Raw genomic sequence first — 14405 nt, 5'->3', positions numbered from 1 at the left:
TGCTATTATTCTGTATCTGGCAGGTTACGGCCATAGAATATTTCTTGCATTTCGCGAGTCAGCTTAGAGCGGATCTCGTCTTCTTCTTCGTCCGATAACTCATCAGTAGAAAGGCCGAATAAATAGGTATTTAAGTCGGTTTCTTTTAACATCATTTTAGTATGGAACAGGTTTTCTTGATACACGTTTACGTCCATCATTTGGTACGCTTCTTTTGTATCTTCTGTCATGAAGTTTTGAATCGAGCTAATAGCATGATCAATGTAGTGCTTAACACCGTTTATGTCGCGGGTAAAACCACGTACGCGGTAGTCTATTGTTACTACGTCTGACTCAAGGCTATGAATTAAGAAGTTTAACGCTTTAAGTGGCGAAATAATGCCACAGGTAGATACTTCAATATCAGCACGGAATGTACAAATACCATCATCAGGGTGAGCTTCTGGGTATGTGTGTACACAAATATGGCTTTTATCTAGGTGTGCAACAACTGAATCAGGTAATGGGCCTGGTGCTTCGTCAGCATCGTAATTTTGCTGCTCTTCTACTGGTTCTTCTGAAACCAAAATAGTTACACTTGCACCTTGCGGTTCATAATCTTGGCGCGCTACATTTAAAATGTTAGCACCAATAATATCAACAACTTCACCTAAAATATCGGTTAGTCTATCTGCACTGTACTGCTCATCGATATATTCAATATATTCTTTACGTTGTTGCTCGGTCTTTGCGTAACAAATATCATAAATACTAAAGCTTAAACTTTTGGTTAAATTGTTAAAGCCATGAAGTTTAAGTTTATCGAAGGGTTTGTTCATAATAAACCAACCTATAAATTAGTGGGTTCTGCACCTGCAGAATGAAAAGTTCGCGGATTTTATACGAATTTTCCTCGTGGAAAAAGCGTTATTTTGCTTGATCTTGCACAACTTCGTGGCTATGCGTAATTTCTACTGTTTTATCAAGCATTAATGCAACCGAGCAATACTTTTCAGCAGAGAGTGAAACTGCACGTGCAAGGTGCTTTTCAGACACATTATTGCCTTTAACAACAAAGTGTAAGTTGATTTTGGTAAACACGCGCGGTGCTGTTTCGGCGCGTTCTGCACTGAGTTGCACTTGCACGTCTGAAAAATCTTGTTTAGCTTTTTTTAAAATACTAACCACATCAACTGATGAGCAACAGCCAACTGACATTAAAACCATTTCCATTGGGCTTGGTGCTGCACTATCGCTGCCGCCATCAAACACAACATTGTGGTTAGAATTAGAACGGCCAATAAACGTATCGCCTTCAACCCATTTTACATTTGCTTGCATTGTTATATCTCAAAAAAATATTTTCTTGATTGTAAGCAACTTAGCCGTAGTTGCAAATGAAAATGCAACGCAGGGCTATAAAATGACTAAGATTGTTGTGCTAAAGCGCTATCAAAGAGGTTTTTCACTAAACCTGCAAATTCATCTATAAAGGCATGCTGTTCAACCGTGACAGGCTGTGAGGTGATGCTGCTGAGGACTTCTTCTAAATCGTAAACTATGCCATCAACTTCACGTACAATTTGACTACGCTGCTCTGTGTTGAGGTCTGTGTGCTGCTCGCAAATAAGCATCACATTTTGTGCAATAACGTCTTCGATTAATTCCATTACTGTTGGAGCGCCTGGTTTTATTTCGCCTGGCTTCTCAAACAATGCTAAATTTTGAGTTAGATACATGATCAAATCATCGTACCCTTGCCTATCTAAAACCATTATGCGAACCACCTAAATATATTTAATTATGCTGATTTAAGCAGAAAGAGTCGATAATTACTAGCCTTGTACGATAGCAATACAAAAAAAGCAGCCGAAGCTGCTTTTATAATGATTAAGTAGTATTACTACTTAATCTATTTTTAAGCCTGGGCTTAGTGTTGCTGGCATCGCTACTTTTTCAAGCTCTACTGAAGCAACTGGGTATGCACAGTAATCAGCTGCATAATACGCGCTAGCTCTGTGATTGCCCGATGCGCCAATACCACCAAATGGTGCTGCGCTTGATGCGCCAGTAATTGGGCGGTTCCAGTTAACAATACCAGCGCGAATACGACGTAAAAAATGGTCGTAATCTGCTGCACTATCACTTAATAAACCAGCCGATAAACCAAAGGTTGTATCGTTTGCTTTATCAATGGCTTGGTCAAAGTCGTCAAAGCGGAATACTTTTAAAAGTGGTCCAAAATGCTCTTCATCTGGGAAGTCACTAATATTTGTACACTCAATAATACCTGGTGTTACAAAGCCAGTATTAGCTGTGTGCTCAAGCTCTACTAATACTTGAGCGCCAAGCTCAACAAGCTCGTTTTGCGCTTTAACCATGCCCGCTGCTGCCGCTGATGAGATCATAGAGCCCATAAATGGCTGGTCTGCATCATCGTAGTTACCTACTTTAATCGCTTTAGTTGCAGTGATAAGGCGCTCTAAAATTACATCGCCTTTGCTACCTTTAGGTAAAAACAGTTTACGTGCACATGTGCAACGCTGGCCGCTTGAGATAAACGCTGATTGAATAATATCGTGAACAACCGCTTTAGTGTCTTCAACGTCAGTAATAATAAGTGGATTATTACCACCCATTTCTAGCGCTAAAATTTTACCCGGTTGACCCGCAAACTGTTCATGTAAAATATGACCAGTACGCGAAGAACCCGTAAAGAACAAGCCATCAATCCCTTTGTGAGCAGCAAGGGCTTTACCCGTTTCTACTTCACCTTGAACAAGGTTGATTACACCGGCTGGTAAGCCTGCTTTTTCCCACAGTTTAAGCGTAAGCTCGGCAACTTTAGGAGTCAGTTCAGACGGTTTAAATACAACCGTGTTACCGGCTAAAAGCGCTGGCACAATGTGGCCATTAGGTAAGTGACCCGGAAAGTTATACGGACCAAATACGGCTACAACCCCATGTGGCTTATGACGGATCATTGCACGGCCAAGTGGCATTGCGTTTTCTACGTCGCCAGTGCGCTCTAAAAATGCTTTTTCAGAAATGGCAATTTTACCAACCATAGCACCCGCTTCTGTGCGAGTTTCCCACAGTGGCTTACCTGTTTCTTGTGCGATAGTAATAGCGAGCTCTTCGCTGTTTTCTTTTAATTGCGCTGCGAATGCTTTAATTATTTCTAAACGCTCAGTAAAGCTTTTATCAGCCCATGCATAAAACGCTTCGCGCGCTGCATTTACTGCGGTGTCTACTTGCGCCGCAGTTGCTGATGATGCCTGCCAAATAACGTCGTTATTTGCAGGATTTACTGAATTAAATTCTGTGCCTTGGCCTTGTGACCATTGACCATTAATAAATTGTGCAGGATGAGTCATATACTTTCTCCTAAATTAAATCGTGGTTGCACTAACAATATCGCCAGTTTGCAAATGCAATGCATCTGCTACTTCTTGCGATAAAATAAGGCTTTTTGCGCGCTCGTCAAATGTCATTGGTGCAACGGTTGCTCTAAAATCTTCAAGCTTTTCGTTAGCTAGTAACACCATGGTGTCGCCAGTCATTTCGCCAATTTCAACGTTAAAGTTATTTGCATTACGAATCGTCGCAATGTTATCTACTTTTGCTTCAACCGTTGGGCCGCCGTCAAAAATGTCTACGTAGCCATTAAACGTAAAACCTTCGCTTTTTAATAACTCGATTGCTGGGCGTGTGTTGTCGTGTACTTTACCTATTACGGCTTGCGCATCTTTACTTAGCAAATTTACATAAATTGGGTATTTAGGCATTAGTTCAGCAATGAAAACCTTTTGGCCAATACCTGTTAGGTAGTCGGCTGTTGGAAAATCCATTGAGAAAAAGTGCTCTTCAAGCCACTGCCAAAAAGGGCTACTGCCGTTTTCGTCAGACACACCGCGCATTTCTGCAATCACTGTTTGTGCAAAACGCTCTTGATGCTGCTTTATAAACATAAAGCGCGCTTTTGAAAGTAGCTTACCGTTACAATTTTTACGATAGCCATCTTTTAAAAACAATGTGCAAAGCTCTGTAGCGCCTGTGTAGTCGTTACATAGCGTTAAAATATCAACCGCTTTGTATACGTCTAACGTGCGTGAAGAGTGAATCACTTTACTTAAGTGATAATGATAAAATGCATCATCAAGCCCTACCGCAGCTTCAATTGCAGACGTACCTACAACATCACCGGTTTCGCTATCTTCAAGAACAAACAGGTAGCCTTCGTCACCGGGTTGTGACGTTTGCTTAGCAAATGAACTTACAGAATGGTCTATTTTCTTTTGCAATAGTTCTTCGTTTAATGGCAAAGACGTAAAACCATGCCCAGATTCGTGGGCAATTTTCAGTAATGCTGAGTAATCATTTTGCTGGATTGGGCGAAGGATCATCATGAGTCCGCTTGCTCCCTTATAAATAACGGTAAATAGGAATTGCAGGGCAAGCGGTGCTTGCCCGTAATTGGTTGGCTTAAGTCGCTTATGCGTTTACTACGCTTGCTACTGCTTTTTCAAAGCGTGCCATACCTTCGCGAATGTCCGCTTCAGGAATTACTAAAGATGGAGTGAAACGTACTACGTCTGCACCGGCAACTAGTGACATAAGGCCTTGCTCAGTACCTGCCACTAAAAACTCTTTTGCACGTCCTTTGTATTGCTCGTTCACTACTGCACCAATTAATAAACCTTGGCCACGGATTTCGCTAAATACGTTGTATTTTTCGTTAACCGCGCTAAGTAGTTCATTAAATAATGCTGCTTTTTCTTTTACGCCAGCCAGTACGTCTGGGGTATTTACTGTATCAAATGCCGCTTCTGCAACAGCACAGGCAAGCGGGTTACCGCCATAAGTAGAACCATGTGTGCCTACTTTAAGGTGCTGTGCAATTTCAGTTGTTGTGATCATAGCGCCAATAGGAAAACCGCCGCCAAGTGCTTTAGCCGAAGTTAAAATATCAGGTACTACGTTTAAGCCTTGGTATGCGTATAAATCGCCAGTACGACCAACACCTGTTTGAACTTCATCAAAAATAAGCAGTGCGTTATGTTTAGTACATAAATCGCGAACGCCTTGAGCAAACTCATCAGTTGGTGAAACAATACCGCCTTCACCTTGTAGAGGTTCCATCATTACGGCACATGTTTTATCGCTGATAAGTGCTTCAAATGCAGCAAGGTCATTGTAATCACAATGTACAATGTCGCCAGGCTTAGGACCAAAACCATCTGAATATGCAGCTTGGCCGCCAACAGTTACGGTAAAGAATGTACGACCGTGGAAACCTTTGTTGAACGCGATGATTTGTGATTTTTCTGCGCCAAACTTATCAAGTGCAAAACGACGCGCTAATTTAAGCGCGGCTTCGTTTGCTTCTGCGCCAGAGTTGGCAAAGTAAACTTTTTCAGCAAATGTCGCATCAACCATTTTTTTAGCTAGGCGAAGTGCCGGCTCATTGGTCATTACGTTAGATAGATGCCAGATTTTTTCGCCTTGCTCTTTTAATGCGCCTACTAATGCAGGGTGGCAATGGCCAAGACAGTTAACTGCAATACCACCAGCAAAGTCGATAAACTCTCGACCTTGTTGATCCCATACGCGAGAGCCTTCGCCTCGAACAGGAATTACGCTTGAAGGTGCGTAGTTAGGAACCATTACGTGATCAAATAATTCGCGATTGACTGTCATTTTATTTCCTCTTAATTGTGAGCAACACAAAACATCAAAATAGGTGTTTGGTTAATATTTGTAACCAACTTTATAGGCAAGATCAGTAACCTGATAATTGCGCAAAATTGCTTTGTGGTTCAATTTTCAGACGCACATTATTTCAGAATTACTGATATCTGTCTCGTTAAAAACTTTCATGTATCCCTTGAAAATAAAGGGCTAAAGATATTATTTCATAGATAGTGAATAACTATTTGCATAGCTATTTATGCTTATTTTTAGGCAACTAACCGCATGAGTACAGAGGCGCACACGCTTTAATCGGCAAATATGTAATATAACAATAAGATGAGAATGAATGGTTAGTCGCAAAAAAATTAACAAAAAATTCAGATTTTTAGTCAATTTGAATAGCTAAATTGGTAAAATTACTCGATTGGAGGGTTTTTAGTTCCGTTTTAGTGAACTTAAAGTGCGAAAACCAGCTTAGAGCTTCATCAGGTTCAATAAGTTGATGTTCTTTTAAATTAAGATATTGAGAATAGCACCGTGCCTTTAGCATTACTTCTGTTAATGGCAGTAATGTATCGACCTTATCTACCCCATTTACTAGCTGCTGCATTACCCCTTTAAACGGTAAATATTTAAAAGCCATTTTGTCTATTACCTTAGCGCTTACTTCTATCGATTTATTGCTAAGTAGAGTGGTTAAAAATAGCGGGTCGGGCTGAAGCTCTAATAAAGCGGTGTGTAAATCTTTTTGGTTTTCATTTCGGGCTAGCTGTACTTTACGTTGCCATATTTGCTCAAACGTTTTTAAGTACAAGCGCACTAATGCAATTCGCCCTACATCTAAAAGCATACCAAGGGTAAATGCATGAACGTCATTTACATTATTAATTTGTGCAATTTTTTGCGCTGCAATCGCGTTTGCCATCGCGCTGTCGCGTAGCCGGCGTTTTAATAACGAAAATGGTTCGGTGCTATGTGGCATCCAATGGCGGGCAGCAAATGTAGGAATAACTAGCTGTAAGTTATCAAGGCCAATATAACGAAGGGCGAGCGATGGCTTATCTACTTTTACAGACGTGTTTTTACTACGTTGATTACGATAGTAAGGTAAATTAACGAGCGTTACTAACTCCCTACCCAACCAGCTTATATCATTAACCAATGGCTCTAAACGCCCTACCGACGCTGACTTTACCGCTAATATATCGAGTATATTGGCAATACCATCTTCAATACCTATGGTGCTATGAATTACGCCATCTATATCTTCGAGCTGCTTATATATAGCTGTTTCAATTGTTTTGTGCAGTTGCTCACTGGCTTGAGCGCGGTACTTATGATGTGCAGTACTGCTTTGCTGGCGTTTATTCTGTGCGGCCACTTCAACCTGCAGCAAGGTACGCTGCTTCATGGGTTCGCCGTAATCTATATCTAATGTATGAATGAAACCAATTTGCTGATGCGCAAAGCTGTGCCCAAGCAATAAGTCATGAGCTCGTTGGCTTAGTATTTTGGCAGTACGCTGCTGGGCTACAAGTTCAGTCATGACATCCATTAATAAAGTATAAAATGCTATGTGTATTATAACATTAGAAGCGAGTTAAAAAGTTATCAAGCAGTTCTAAGCCTTGAGCAGTTAAAATAGCTTCGGGATGAAACTGCACACCTTCGATAGCAAGTTCATTGTGTAACAACCCCATAATTTCGTCAAACTCGCCTTGCTCAGTTTGAGTCCATGCGGTTACTTCAAGCTCTTTAGGCAGAGTTTGCGCTTTAACCACTAAAGAATGATAACGACATACCGTTAACGGATTAGCTAAGCCTTTAAACACCCCTTTATTAGTATGAACTATGGGTGATGTTTTACCGTGCATTACTTTTTTAGCACGAATTACATCTCCACCTAAAGCTTGTGCGATAGTTTGATGCCCCAAGCAAATCCCTAAAATAGGATATTGCCCTTTTAGTTGCTCAACAACATTTAGTGAAATACCCGCTTCGTTAGGGGTGCATGGCCCTGGCGATAACACGATGTGCTGCGGGTTTAACTGTTTTATTTGTGCAATACTTAGCTCATCATTACGTTTTACTAAAACGTCTTGATCTAAACGCTGAAAATATTGCACTAAGTTGTAAGTAAACGAATCGTAGTTGTCGATCATCAACAGCATTACACAACAGACCTTATAAATTATTGACCACTACTTTACACAAGTGGTACTAAGCGCTGCATTCTACCACTATTAATTAACCAACATAAATTAGCAAAAAGCGTTAAAAATTAACTCTTTTAGCTAAAATGCTTAAAAGCCTTTAGCGGGTATTGGTTTACTAACTTGAACTCTGGTTAAGAGATTTACTAACGTATTGAATCATGATGATATTTAAATTTATTTTCTCTAGCCAGAGATTCCTTGCACCTTGAGCAATAATATCGAACCCTAAGCTTTTTACGATTAGTTAATACACCTACGTAGGCTGTATACCCCAACAATAAATTATTGACCTCTAAAGTACGTGCATTTATTGATCGCACTATTAGATACTTTGGTGAAATGCCTTACTGAGCAAAATAAACAGATTGCTTGGGCTACATCAAATTAGCGGCTCGATGGTTGAATTATATCTATGTAAGCCCCAGTGTATTATATGAAAGGCAGTAATTCACTTATACAACTCACTTACTTGTGAGCTCATTTATATCCTACTAAGGAGCGAATATGTTAGGCGAAGACCACTCATTAACAAATGACTTTCCAGAGTACTTAAAGACCATTGCCGAGTTAAATGAAAGCGATACTGAATTTGCAAAAAAAGCAGATAAGTACGACAAGCTAGATAAAGAGATTAGAGTGTTAGAGCTCAAAGATGCGCCCATAAGCGATGAACAAATGCATCTATTAAAACACGAACGTACAGAATTAAAAGATTGGCTATACGAGCGCTTGCAGCAAGAGCAGTAATGCCACTAAAAAAAGAGCTCACTGATGAGGTGAGCTCTTTAGATCAACAATGGGTATTTTCTCTAAAACTTTACAAAGCCACCCACAGGTTTCATAAATACACTGCTTGGGCCTGCAAAGGCTTGTGCAAACTCTTCTGATAATTGACTAAATACCATTACTTTATCCATATCAACTACGCTTAAAAATAGTGGGCCACTTTCGCCCCAACCAGCAAGATGCGCTTTAGCAGCATCTTCATCTTGGTAACGCTCGTAAATATGTACATTGCGCTTGTCTTCACTTACTGTCCACTCATACATTAAAGTGCCCGCTTCACTTTTAGCCAAAGTAACTAATTGTGCCATTACCAGTAAAAACTCATCGTATTTACCTTCTTTAATTTAGCCTTGTACTGTCCAGGTAACATGCTTTTTCATTATGCTTTACCTAATTTAAGCTGTGCTAAAATACTGTCTAACGTATCTACGAGTTGTTGATTTTTAGCATTATTAAGTGCATCAACATGAGGAGGCGCAAAGCGTCCTATATCGTTATCAAAATACAGGCCTGCGGCATCTTTAAATTCATCACTAAGCGCTGCGCGACAAAAAATATCTGCGCCAATTTTTAAATCCCCACCATCTATACCGTAAGCGTCTTTTACCATTTTGCTTCCCAGTAACGATTTAGGGTTTACCGATACAACTAATGGCCCAATATCTTTAAGCTCAAGCCCTAAATGACGTGACCACATAGTAATAGCCAATTTACTTTGTGCATAAGCCGCACTATCAGAAAGTTCAGTGTTACCTATAAGTGCATTTAAGTTAACGCTTGATTGCGCAGCTGATGACACATTAACCACTCGCGAATCATGACCAAGGACAGGTAATAATAGTTTTGTAAGAAGATATGGCGCAATCGTGTTTACAACAAAGCGAGCATCAAGGCCGTCAATTGTTGTAGCATCAACTAATTGATAAACGCCTGCATTATTAATAAGTACGTCGAGCTGGTTATTATTTTCGGCCATATCGGCTAATACATTTTTTGCCAAAGTTTGAACTTGGCTCATATCGCTTAAATCAGCAATATAAGTATGTGTACTTGCATTTGGGTATTGCTCGGTTAAAGCTGCTTGCAGCGCATTGAGCTTTGCTTGGCTGCGGCCATGTAATAATACGGTGTGACCTTGTGCTAATAACATATTTGCAGTTTCTAGCCCAATGCCATCGGTTGCGCCGGTAAGTAAAATTGTTTTGTTCATGTTGATCTCTCCTTACTTTATTTTCGCTATATTAGCACCCCGACTTACTGCTGATAATTAGGCCAATAGTTGAATCAGTTTATAGAATTAATTGATAAAGCTAAGCCTATGTTAGTTAATATAAAAGTATTCCTTTAAAAGGCAGATGAGTGTTTAAGCTGAATATTTTTTATGCTTTTATTTGAATTACTCAGCAATCATAACTATTGTTTTTAAACCACCTTAATAGTAGTATTTATCATATAAATACACTTTTCGAGAAATAACATGAAAGTTTTAGTTACTGGCGGCATGGGTTACATAGGTAGCCACACATGTATTGCATTGCATGAAGCAGGTATTACGCCTGTTATTTATGATGACTTGTCTAATGCAAGTGCGCGGGTACTTGACCAACTCGAAAAGATTACGGGTACTCGGTTTGAGTTTATTTTGGGCGACATTCAAGACGAGCAACAGTTTAAGCTCGCTCTAAAACACACTAAAGCCGAAGCTGTTTTTCACTTTGCAGCTTTAAAAGCCGTTGGCGAATCTACCGAGCAACCGCTGCGTTATTATCAAAATAACGTGTCGGGCACATTAAGCATGCTACAAAACATGCAAGATGAAGGCGTTAACCATATTATATTTAGCTCATCGGCTACAGTATACGGCGAGCCAGACTACCTCCCTATTGACGAAAAGCACCCTATACGCGCAACGAACCCTTATGGTTGGACTAAAGTCATGGTTGAACAAGCCATGCAAGACGTATGTAATGCCAACAGTCAATTTATGGGTATTGCGCTTCGTTACTTTAACCCAGTAGGTGCACACCCAAGTGGTTTATTAGGTGAAAGTCCTAATGGTATTCCTAATAACTTAATGCCATTTATTGCCCAAACTGCAGTAGGTAAACGTGACGTGGTTAATATTTTTGGTGACGACTACGACACCGAAGATGGCACAGGTGTGCGCGACTATATTCATGTTTTAGATTTAGCTAAAGGTCATGTTGCGGCATTTATGCAGCATAAAACAGATACCGCATTTCATGCTTACAACTTAGGCACAGGGCAAGGTTATTCTGTGCTTGATATGATCAACGCATTTAGCGCATCAGCCAATAAAGATATTCCGTATAAGATTGCACCGCGCCGAGCAGGTGATATTGCCTGTAACTACGCCGATGCTACAAAAGCGCAAAACACACTTAACTGGTACGCAGAACTAACACTTAGCGACATGACAAACGACACATGGCGCTGGCAAACTAATTACCCAAGTGGGTTGGAGAGTTAACATGGCTTTATTAGAAAGTACTCACAGACGTAAAAATCCGCTAACGGGTCGTTGGGTATTAGTGTCACCACATCGTAATAACCGTCCATGGTTAGGCGCAACAGAAGCCGTTAACGAAAACGTATTACCAAAACACGATGAAAACTGCCCACTTTGCCCAAGTAATACCCGTGCAAATGGCGACAGTAACCCTGATTATAAATACACACACGTATTTAGAAATGACTTTGGCGCATTAACACCTAATGCCAGCGAGCAATTACAAAGCTTAGAGTCAGACAGTGATTTATTTATTGCCGACGAAGCCAGTGGCGAATGCCGCGTAATTTGTTTTTCTCCAGAGCATAATAAAACACTACCAGAGCTTAGCCAAAACGCATTGCACGAAGTAGTGAAAACCTGGAAACAAAATTACACAGAGCTTGCACAGCAGTACGAATGCGTACAAGTTTTTGAAAATAAAGGCGAGATCATGGGTTGTTCGCAACCTCATCCTCACGGCCAAGTTTGGGCTCACTCGCATTTATCAACCGAAATAGAAGCCGAAGATACCCAGCAGCTCGCCTATTATAAAAAGCATGGCACAGCTATGCTTGCCGATTACGCGCAAAAAGAGCAAGCAGATCAAACACGTGTTGTATTTGAAAACGAACATTGGCTTGTTGTTGTGCCATTTTGGGCAGCATGGCCGTTTGAAACAATGCTAGTAACTAAAGATAACATTCAAAACTTTAGCCAGCTAAACGATGCGCAAACAGACTCTTTGGCTCAGGCACTTAAAGTATTAACCACTAAGTACGACAACGTATTTAATTGCAGCTTCCCATACTCAATGGGGTGGCACAATGCACCGGCTAACAGAGGCTCTGATGAGCAACATTGGCGTTTGCATGCCCATTTTTATCCGCCGCTACTTCGCTCTGCTACTGTTAAAAAACACATGGTAGGCTACGAAATGCTAGGCGAAAGCCAGCGCGATTTAAGCGCAGAAACCGCTGCTTCTATTTTAAAAGCAGCCAGTACAACACACTATAAAGATACAGCAGGACACACAGATGAAGCTTAACGAATTCCAACAACAATTTTTGTCACTGTATGGCGCGCCTGCTCAAGGTATTGCAGCAGCACCGGGGCGTGTAAACCTTATTGGCGAATTTACCGACTACAACGACGGTTTTGTTTTACCCTGTTCGTTAGAGTTTCGTACCCAAGTGATGTTTAAAGAGCGCGACGACAATATTATTACTGTGCATTCTTTAAATTACCCAGGCGAAAAAGACAGCTTTAGTGTTGATGAAGAAATCACTGAAGGCCAGTCGCAATGGGGTAACTACATTCGTGCTGTTACTTATGTTCTTAAAAGAGCGGGCTACACACTGCGTGGCGCCGACCTACTTATTGACAGCAACTTACCGCAAGGTAGTGGCTTGTCGTCATCGGCCGCACTAGAAGTTGCTGTAGGCGGTATGTTTAACCATATTGCACAGCTTGGTTTACCGCCAGAGCAAATTGCGCTATTTGGTCAAGAAGCCGAAAACGACTTTATGCATTGCCAATGCGGCATTATGGATCAGCTTATTTCAGCTAAAGGCGAGAATGGTCATGCACTATTAATCGACTGTGAAAACCTCGCAACCAAATCAGTTAAAGTTCCTGATGATTTAAATATTGTTATTGTTAATTCAAACTACCCGCGTAAGTTGGTTGATAGCGAATACAACCAGCGCCGTATTGACTGCGAACAAGCTGCTGTAAAAATGGGTGTAGAAACACTTCGCCAAGCCACCATGGCTGGCCTGCAAGCAGTAAAAGCGACATTAAGCGAAAACGAATATAAACGTGCACACCACGTAATTAGCGAAAACGACCGTGTAATTGCAGCAACTACTGCACTACAAAATAACGATATGGATGCACTTCGCACGCTAATGGCAGCATCGCATCAATCACTTAAACACGACTTTGAAGTAACCGTACCTGCAACCGATGGCTTAGTAGAAATTTGTAAAGAAGCGATGGGCGAGCGTGGCGCAGTTCGTATGACAGGGGGTGGTTTTGGTGGCGCAATTGTATGTTTATGTCGTGATGCGGAAGTACCACTAATTAAAGCAGCGGTAGAAAAGCATTACTTTGAACGCTTTAATTTAAATGCTGATATTTACGTATGTTCAGCGGGTTCAGGATTACAAATTACGTCTTTTTAAATAAACTTAAGGAATAAGCATGGCAAAGGTTAATTGGGGAATTATTGGGTGTGGCAATATAGCTCACACCTTTGCTACAAGCATTGCGCATTGCAGTGACGCACAGCTTATTGGCGCGGCATCAACGAGTATACAGCGCGCTAAAGAATTTGCCACACCGTACAATATTCAAGGCTATGAAAGCTATCAAGCTCTTGTGCAATGCCCAAATATAGATGCTATTTATATTGCCAATACCCACGATCAACACTTTAAAACGATAGCCCAATGCTTAAAACACAATAAGCACGTGCTAAGCGAAAAACCAATCACCGTTAATGCTAAGCAGTTGCAAAGTCTCACTGAGCTTGCCAAGCAACAAAACTGCTTTTTAATGGAAGGCGTTTGGATGCGGTTTTTACCAGCCATAGTAAAATTACAACAGCTCCTAAGTGAAGGTGTTATTGGTAATGTGCACAGTGTTAATGCCAACTTTAGTTTACCTGGCAGCTTTGCCGACACTCACCGATTAATGAACCCTGTAACAGCGGGTGGCGCCCTGCTCGATTTAGGTATTTATCCTATTTCGATTGCTGATGTGGTATTTAATAAAGCCCCTGAACACATCAACTCCTTTGTACATAAAAGCACAACCGGCGTTGATGAGCGAAGCACTGCTATAGTTGATTACGGTAACGGGCAATTTGCATCTCTTGCCAGCGCATTACAACAAAGTGGCCCCACAGAAGCATGTATTAATGGTGAGCTTGGCTATATTCGAATACCTCAGTTTGTAGGTGCACAAACGCTAGAGCTACACATAAAAGACCAAGACCCTCAGTACCTTGAATACGACTTTAGCGACGATGAAAACTTTAAGTTTGAAATTGCACATGTCACGCAGTGTATATTACAAAAACAAACTCAAAGCAGCGTGTTGCCCCTCAGTACTAGCTTACGAGTTATGAACATAATGGATACCTTGCGAGCACAGTGGCAGTTGCAATATAGCAATGTCGTCGAGTCGGCTGAACTGACTAATTAAAAAATAAAAAT

At 40.9% G+C, this 14405-nt stretch carries 15 protein-coding genes; 5 read left to right on the top strand and 10 right to left on the bottom strand.

Annotated features, from left to right (window positions below; genetic code table 11):
- Positions 1-5 precede the first annotated feature (5 nt).
- From speD to H5118_RS12920, 8 genes are all read right to left on the bottom strand, one after another.
- Positions 6-818, bottom strand: coding sequence for an adenosylmethionine decarboxylase (gene speD, locus H5118_RS12955; RefSeq protein WP_024597058.1), 813 nt, complete (start codon positions 816-818; stop codon positions 6-8).
- Between the two features lie 88 nt (positions 819-906).
- Positions 907-1320: an OsmC family protein gene (locus H5118_RS12950; RefSeq protein WP_002958863.1), complete on the bottom strand. Its 414-nt coding sequence runs from the start codon at positions 1318-1320 to the stop codon at positions 907-909.
- An 86-nt stretch (positions 1321-1406) separates the two neighbouring features.
- Positions 1407-1754, bottom strand: coding sequence for a DUF3802 family protein (locus tag H5118_RS12945; RefSeq protein ID WP_002958862.1), 348 nt, complete (start codon positions 1752-1754; stop codon positions 1407-1409).
- 132 nt (positions 1755-1886) lie between these two features.
- A complete protein-coding gene (astD, locus tag H5118_RS12940) occupies positions 1887-3356 on the bottom strand; it encodes a succinylglutamate-semialdehyde dehydrogenase (protein ID WP_182693187.1) in 1470 nt (489 codons plus the stop codon).
- Positions 3357-3371: 15 nt separating this feature from the next.
- The gene (astA, locus tag H5118_RS12935; protein ID WP_002958860.1) at positions 3372-4388 is read right to left on the bottom strand and encodes an arginine N-succinyltransferase; all 1017 of its coding nucleotides are present in this window, start codon (positions 4386-4388) and stop codon (positions 3372-3374) included.
- An 85-nt stretch (positions 4389-4473) separates the two neighbouring features.
- Positions 4474-5679, bottom strand: a complete 1206-nt coding sequence (locus H5118_RS12930) for an aspartate aminotransferase family protein (RefSeq protein ID WP_154903751.1) — start codon at positions 5677-5679, stop codon at positions 4474-4476.
- A 379-nt stretch (positions 5680-6058) separates the two neighbouring features.
- Positions 6059-7219, bottom strand: a complete 1161-nt coding sequence (locus H5118_RS12925; protein ID WP_024596661.1) for an HDOD domain-containing protein — start codon at positions 7217-7219, stop codon at positions 6059-6061.
- A gap of 43 nt (positions 7220-7262) precedes the next feature.
- Positions 7263-7844 carry an aminodeoxychorismate/anthranilate synthase component II gene (locus tag H5118_RS12920; RefSeq protein WP_024596662.1) on the bottom strand — a complete coding sequence of 194 codons (582 nt, stop codon included), beginning with the start codon at positions 7842-7844 and terminating at the stop codon, positions 7263-7265.
- A 549-nt stretch (positions 7845-8393) separates the two neighbouring features.
- Between H5118_RS12920 and H5118_RS12915 the strand changes: the two genes are divergently transcribed.
- On the top strand, positions 8394-8636 hold the full coding sequence (locus H5118_RS12915) for a YdcH family protein (protein ID WP_002958856.1): 243 nt from the start codon (positions 8394-8396) through the stop codon (positions 8634-8636).
- A gap of 62 nt (positions 8637-8698) precedes the next feature.
- Here H5118_RS12915 and H5118_RS12910 read toward each other — a convergent pair whose 3' ends face one another.
- Together H5118_RS12910 and H5118_RS12905 are read right to left on the bottom strand one after the other, a co-directional pair.
- Positions 8699-9019 (bottom strand): antibiotic biosynthesis monooxygenase, encoded by a 321-nt coding sequence (locus H5118_RS12910; protein WP_310736101.1) that lies wholly within the window; start codon positions 9017-9019, stop codon positions 8699-8701.
- A 35-nt stretch (positions 9020-9054) separates the two neighbouring features.
- Complete coding sequence (locus H5118_RS12905) at positions 9055-9885, bottom strand: SDR family NAD(P)-dependent oxidoreductase (RefSeq protein ID WP_182749053.1); 831 nt, start codon at positions 9883-9885, stop codon at positions 9055-9057.
- A gap of 267 nt (positions 9886-10152) precedes the next feature.
- Between H5118_RS12905 and galE the strand changes: the two genes are divergently transcribed.
- The 4 genes from galE to H5118_RS12885 are packed head-to-tail and all read left to right on the top strand — an operon-like array spanning position 10153 to position 14394.
- Positions 10153-11166 (top strand): UDP-glucose 4-epimerase GalE, encoded by a 1014-nt coding sequence (gene galE / locus H5118_RS12900; RefSeq protein WP_182749052.1) that lies wholly within the window; start codon positions 10153-10155, stop codon positions 11164-11166.
- A gap of 1 nt (position 11167) precedes the next feature.
- Positions 11168-12232: a UDP-glucose--hexose-1-phosphate uridylyltransferase gene (locus H5118_RS12895; protein WP_182720190.1), complete on the top strand. Its 1065-nt coding sequence runs from the start codon at positions 11168-11170 to the stop codon at positions 12230-12232.
- Entirely contained in the window at positions 12222-13370 is a 1149-nt protein-coding gene (gene galK / locus H5118_RS12890; RefSeq protein WP_024606495.1) for a galactokinase, read from the top strand. Before H5118_RS12895 ends, galK begins: the two co-directional genes overlap by 11 nt.
- Positions 13371-13389: 19 nt before the next feature.
- Positions 13390-14394: a Gfo/Idh/MocA family protein gene (locus H5118_RS12885; protein ID WP_182749050.1), complete on the top strand. Its 1005-nt coding sequence runs from the start codon at positions 13390-13392 to the stop codon at positions 14392-14394.
- Positions 14395-14405 lie beyond the last annotated feature (11 nt).

Origin of the sequence: Pseudoalteromonas sp. SR41-1 (genome assembly GCF_014164015.1) — a bacterium.
GTDB classification, from domain to species: Bacteria; Pseudomonadota; Gammaproteobacteria; order Enterobacterales; family Alteromonadaceae; genus Pseudoalteromonas; species Pseudoalteromonas distincta.
The sequence above is the reverse complement of the archived record's forward strand: the minus strand, read 5'-3'. Positions and strand labels throughout refer to the sequence as shown.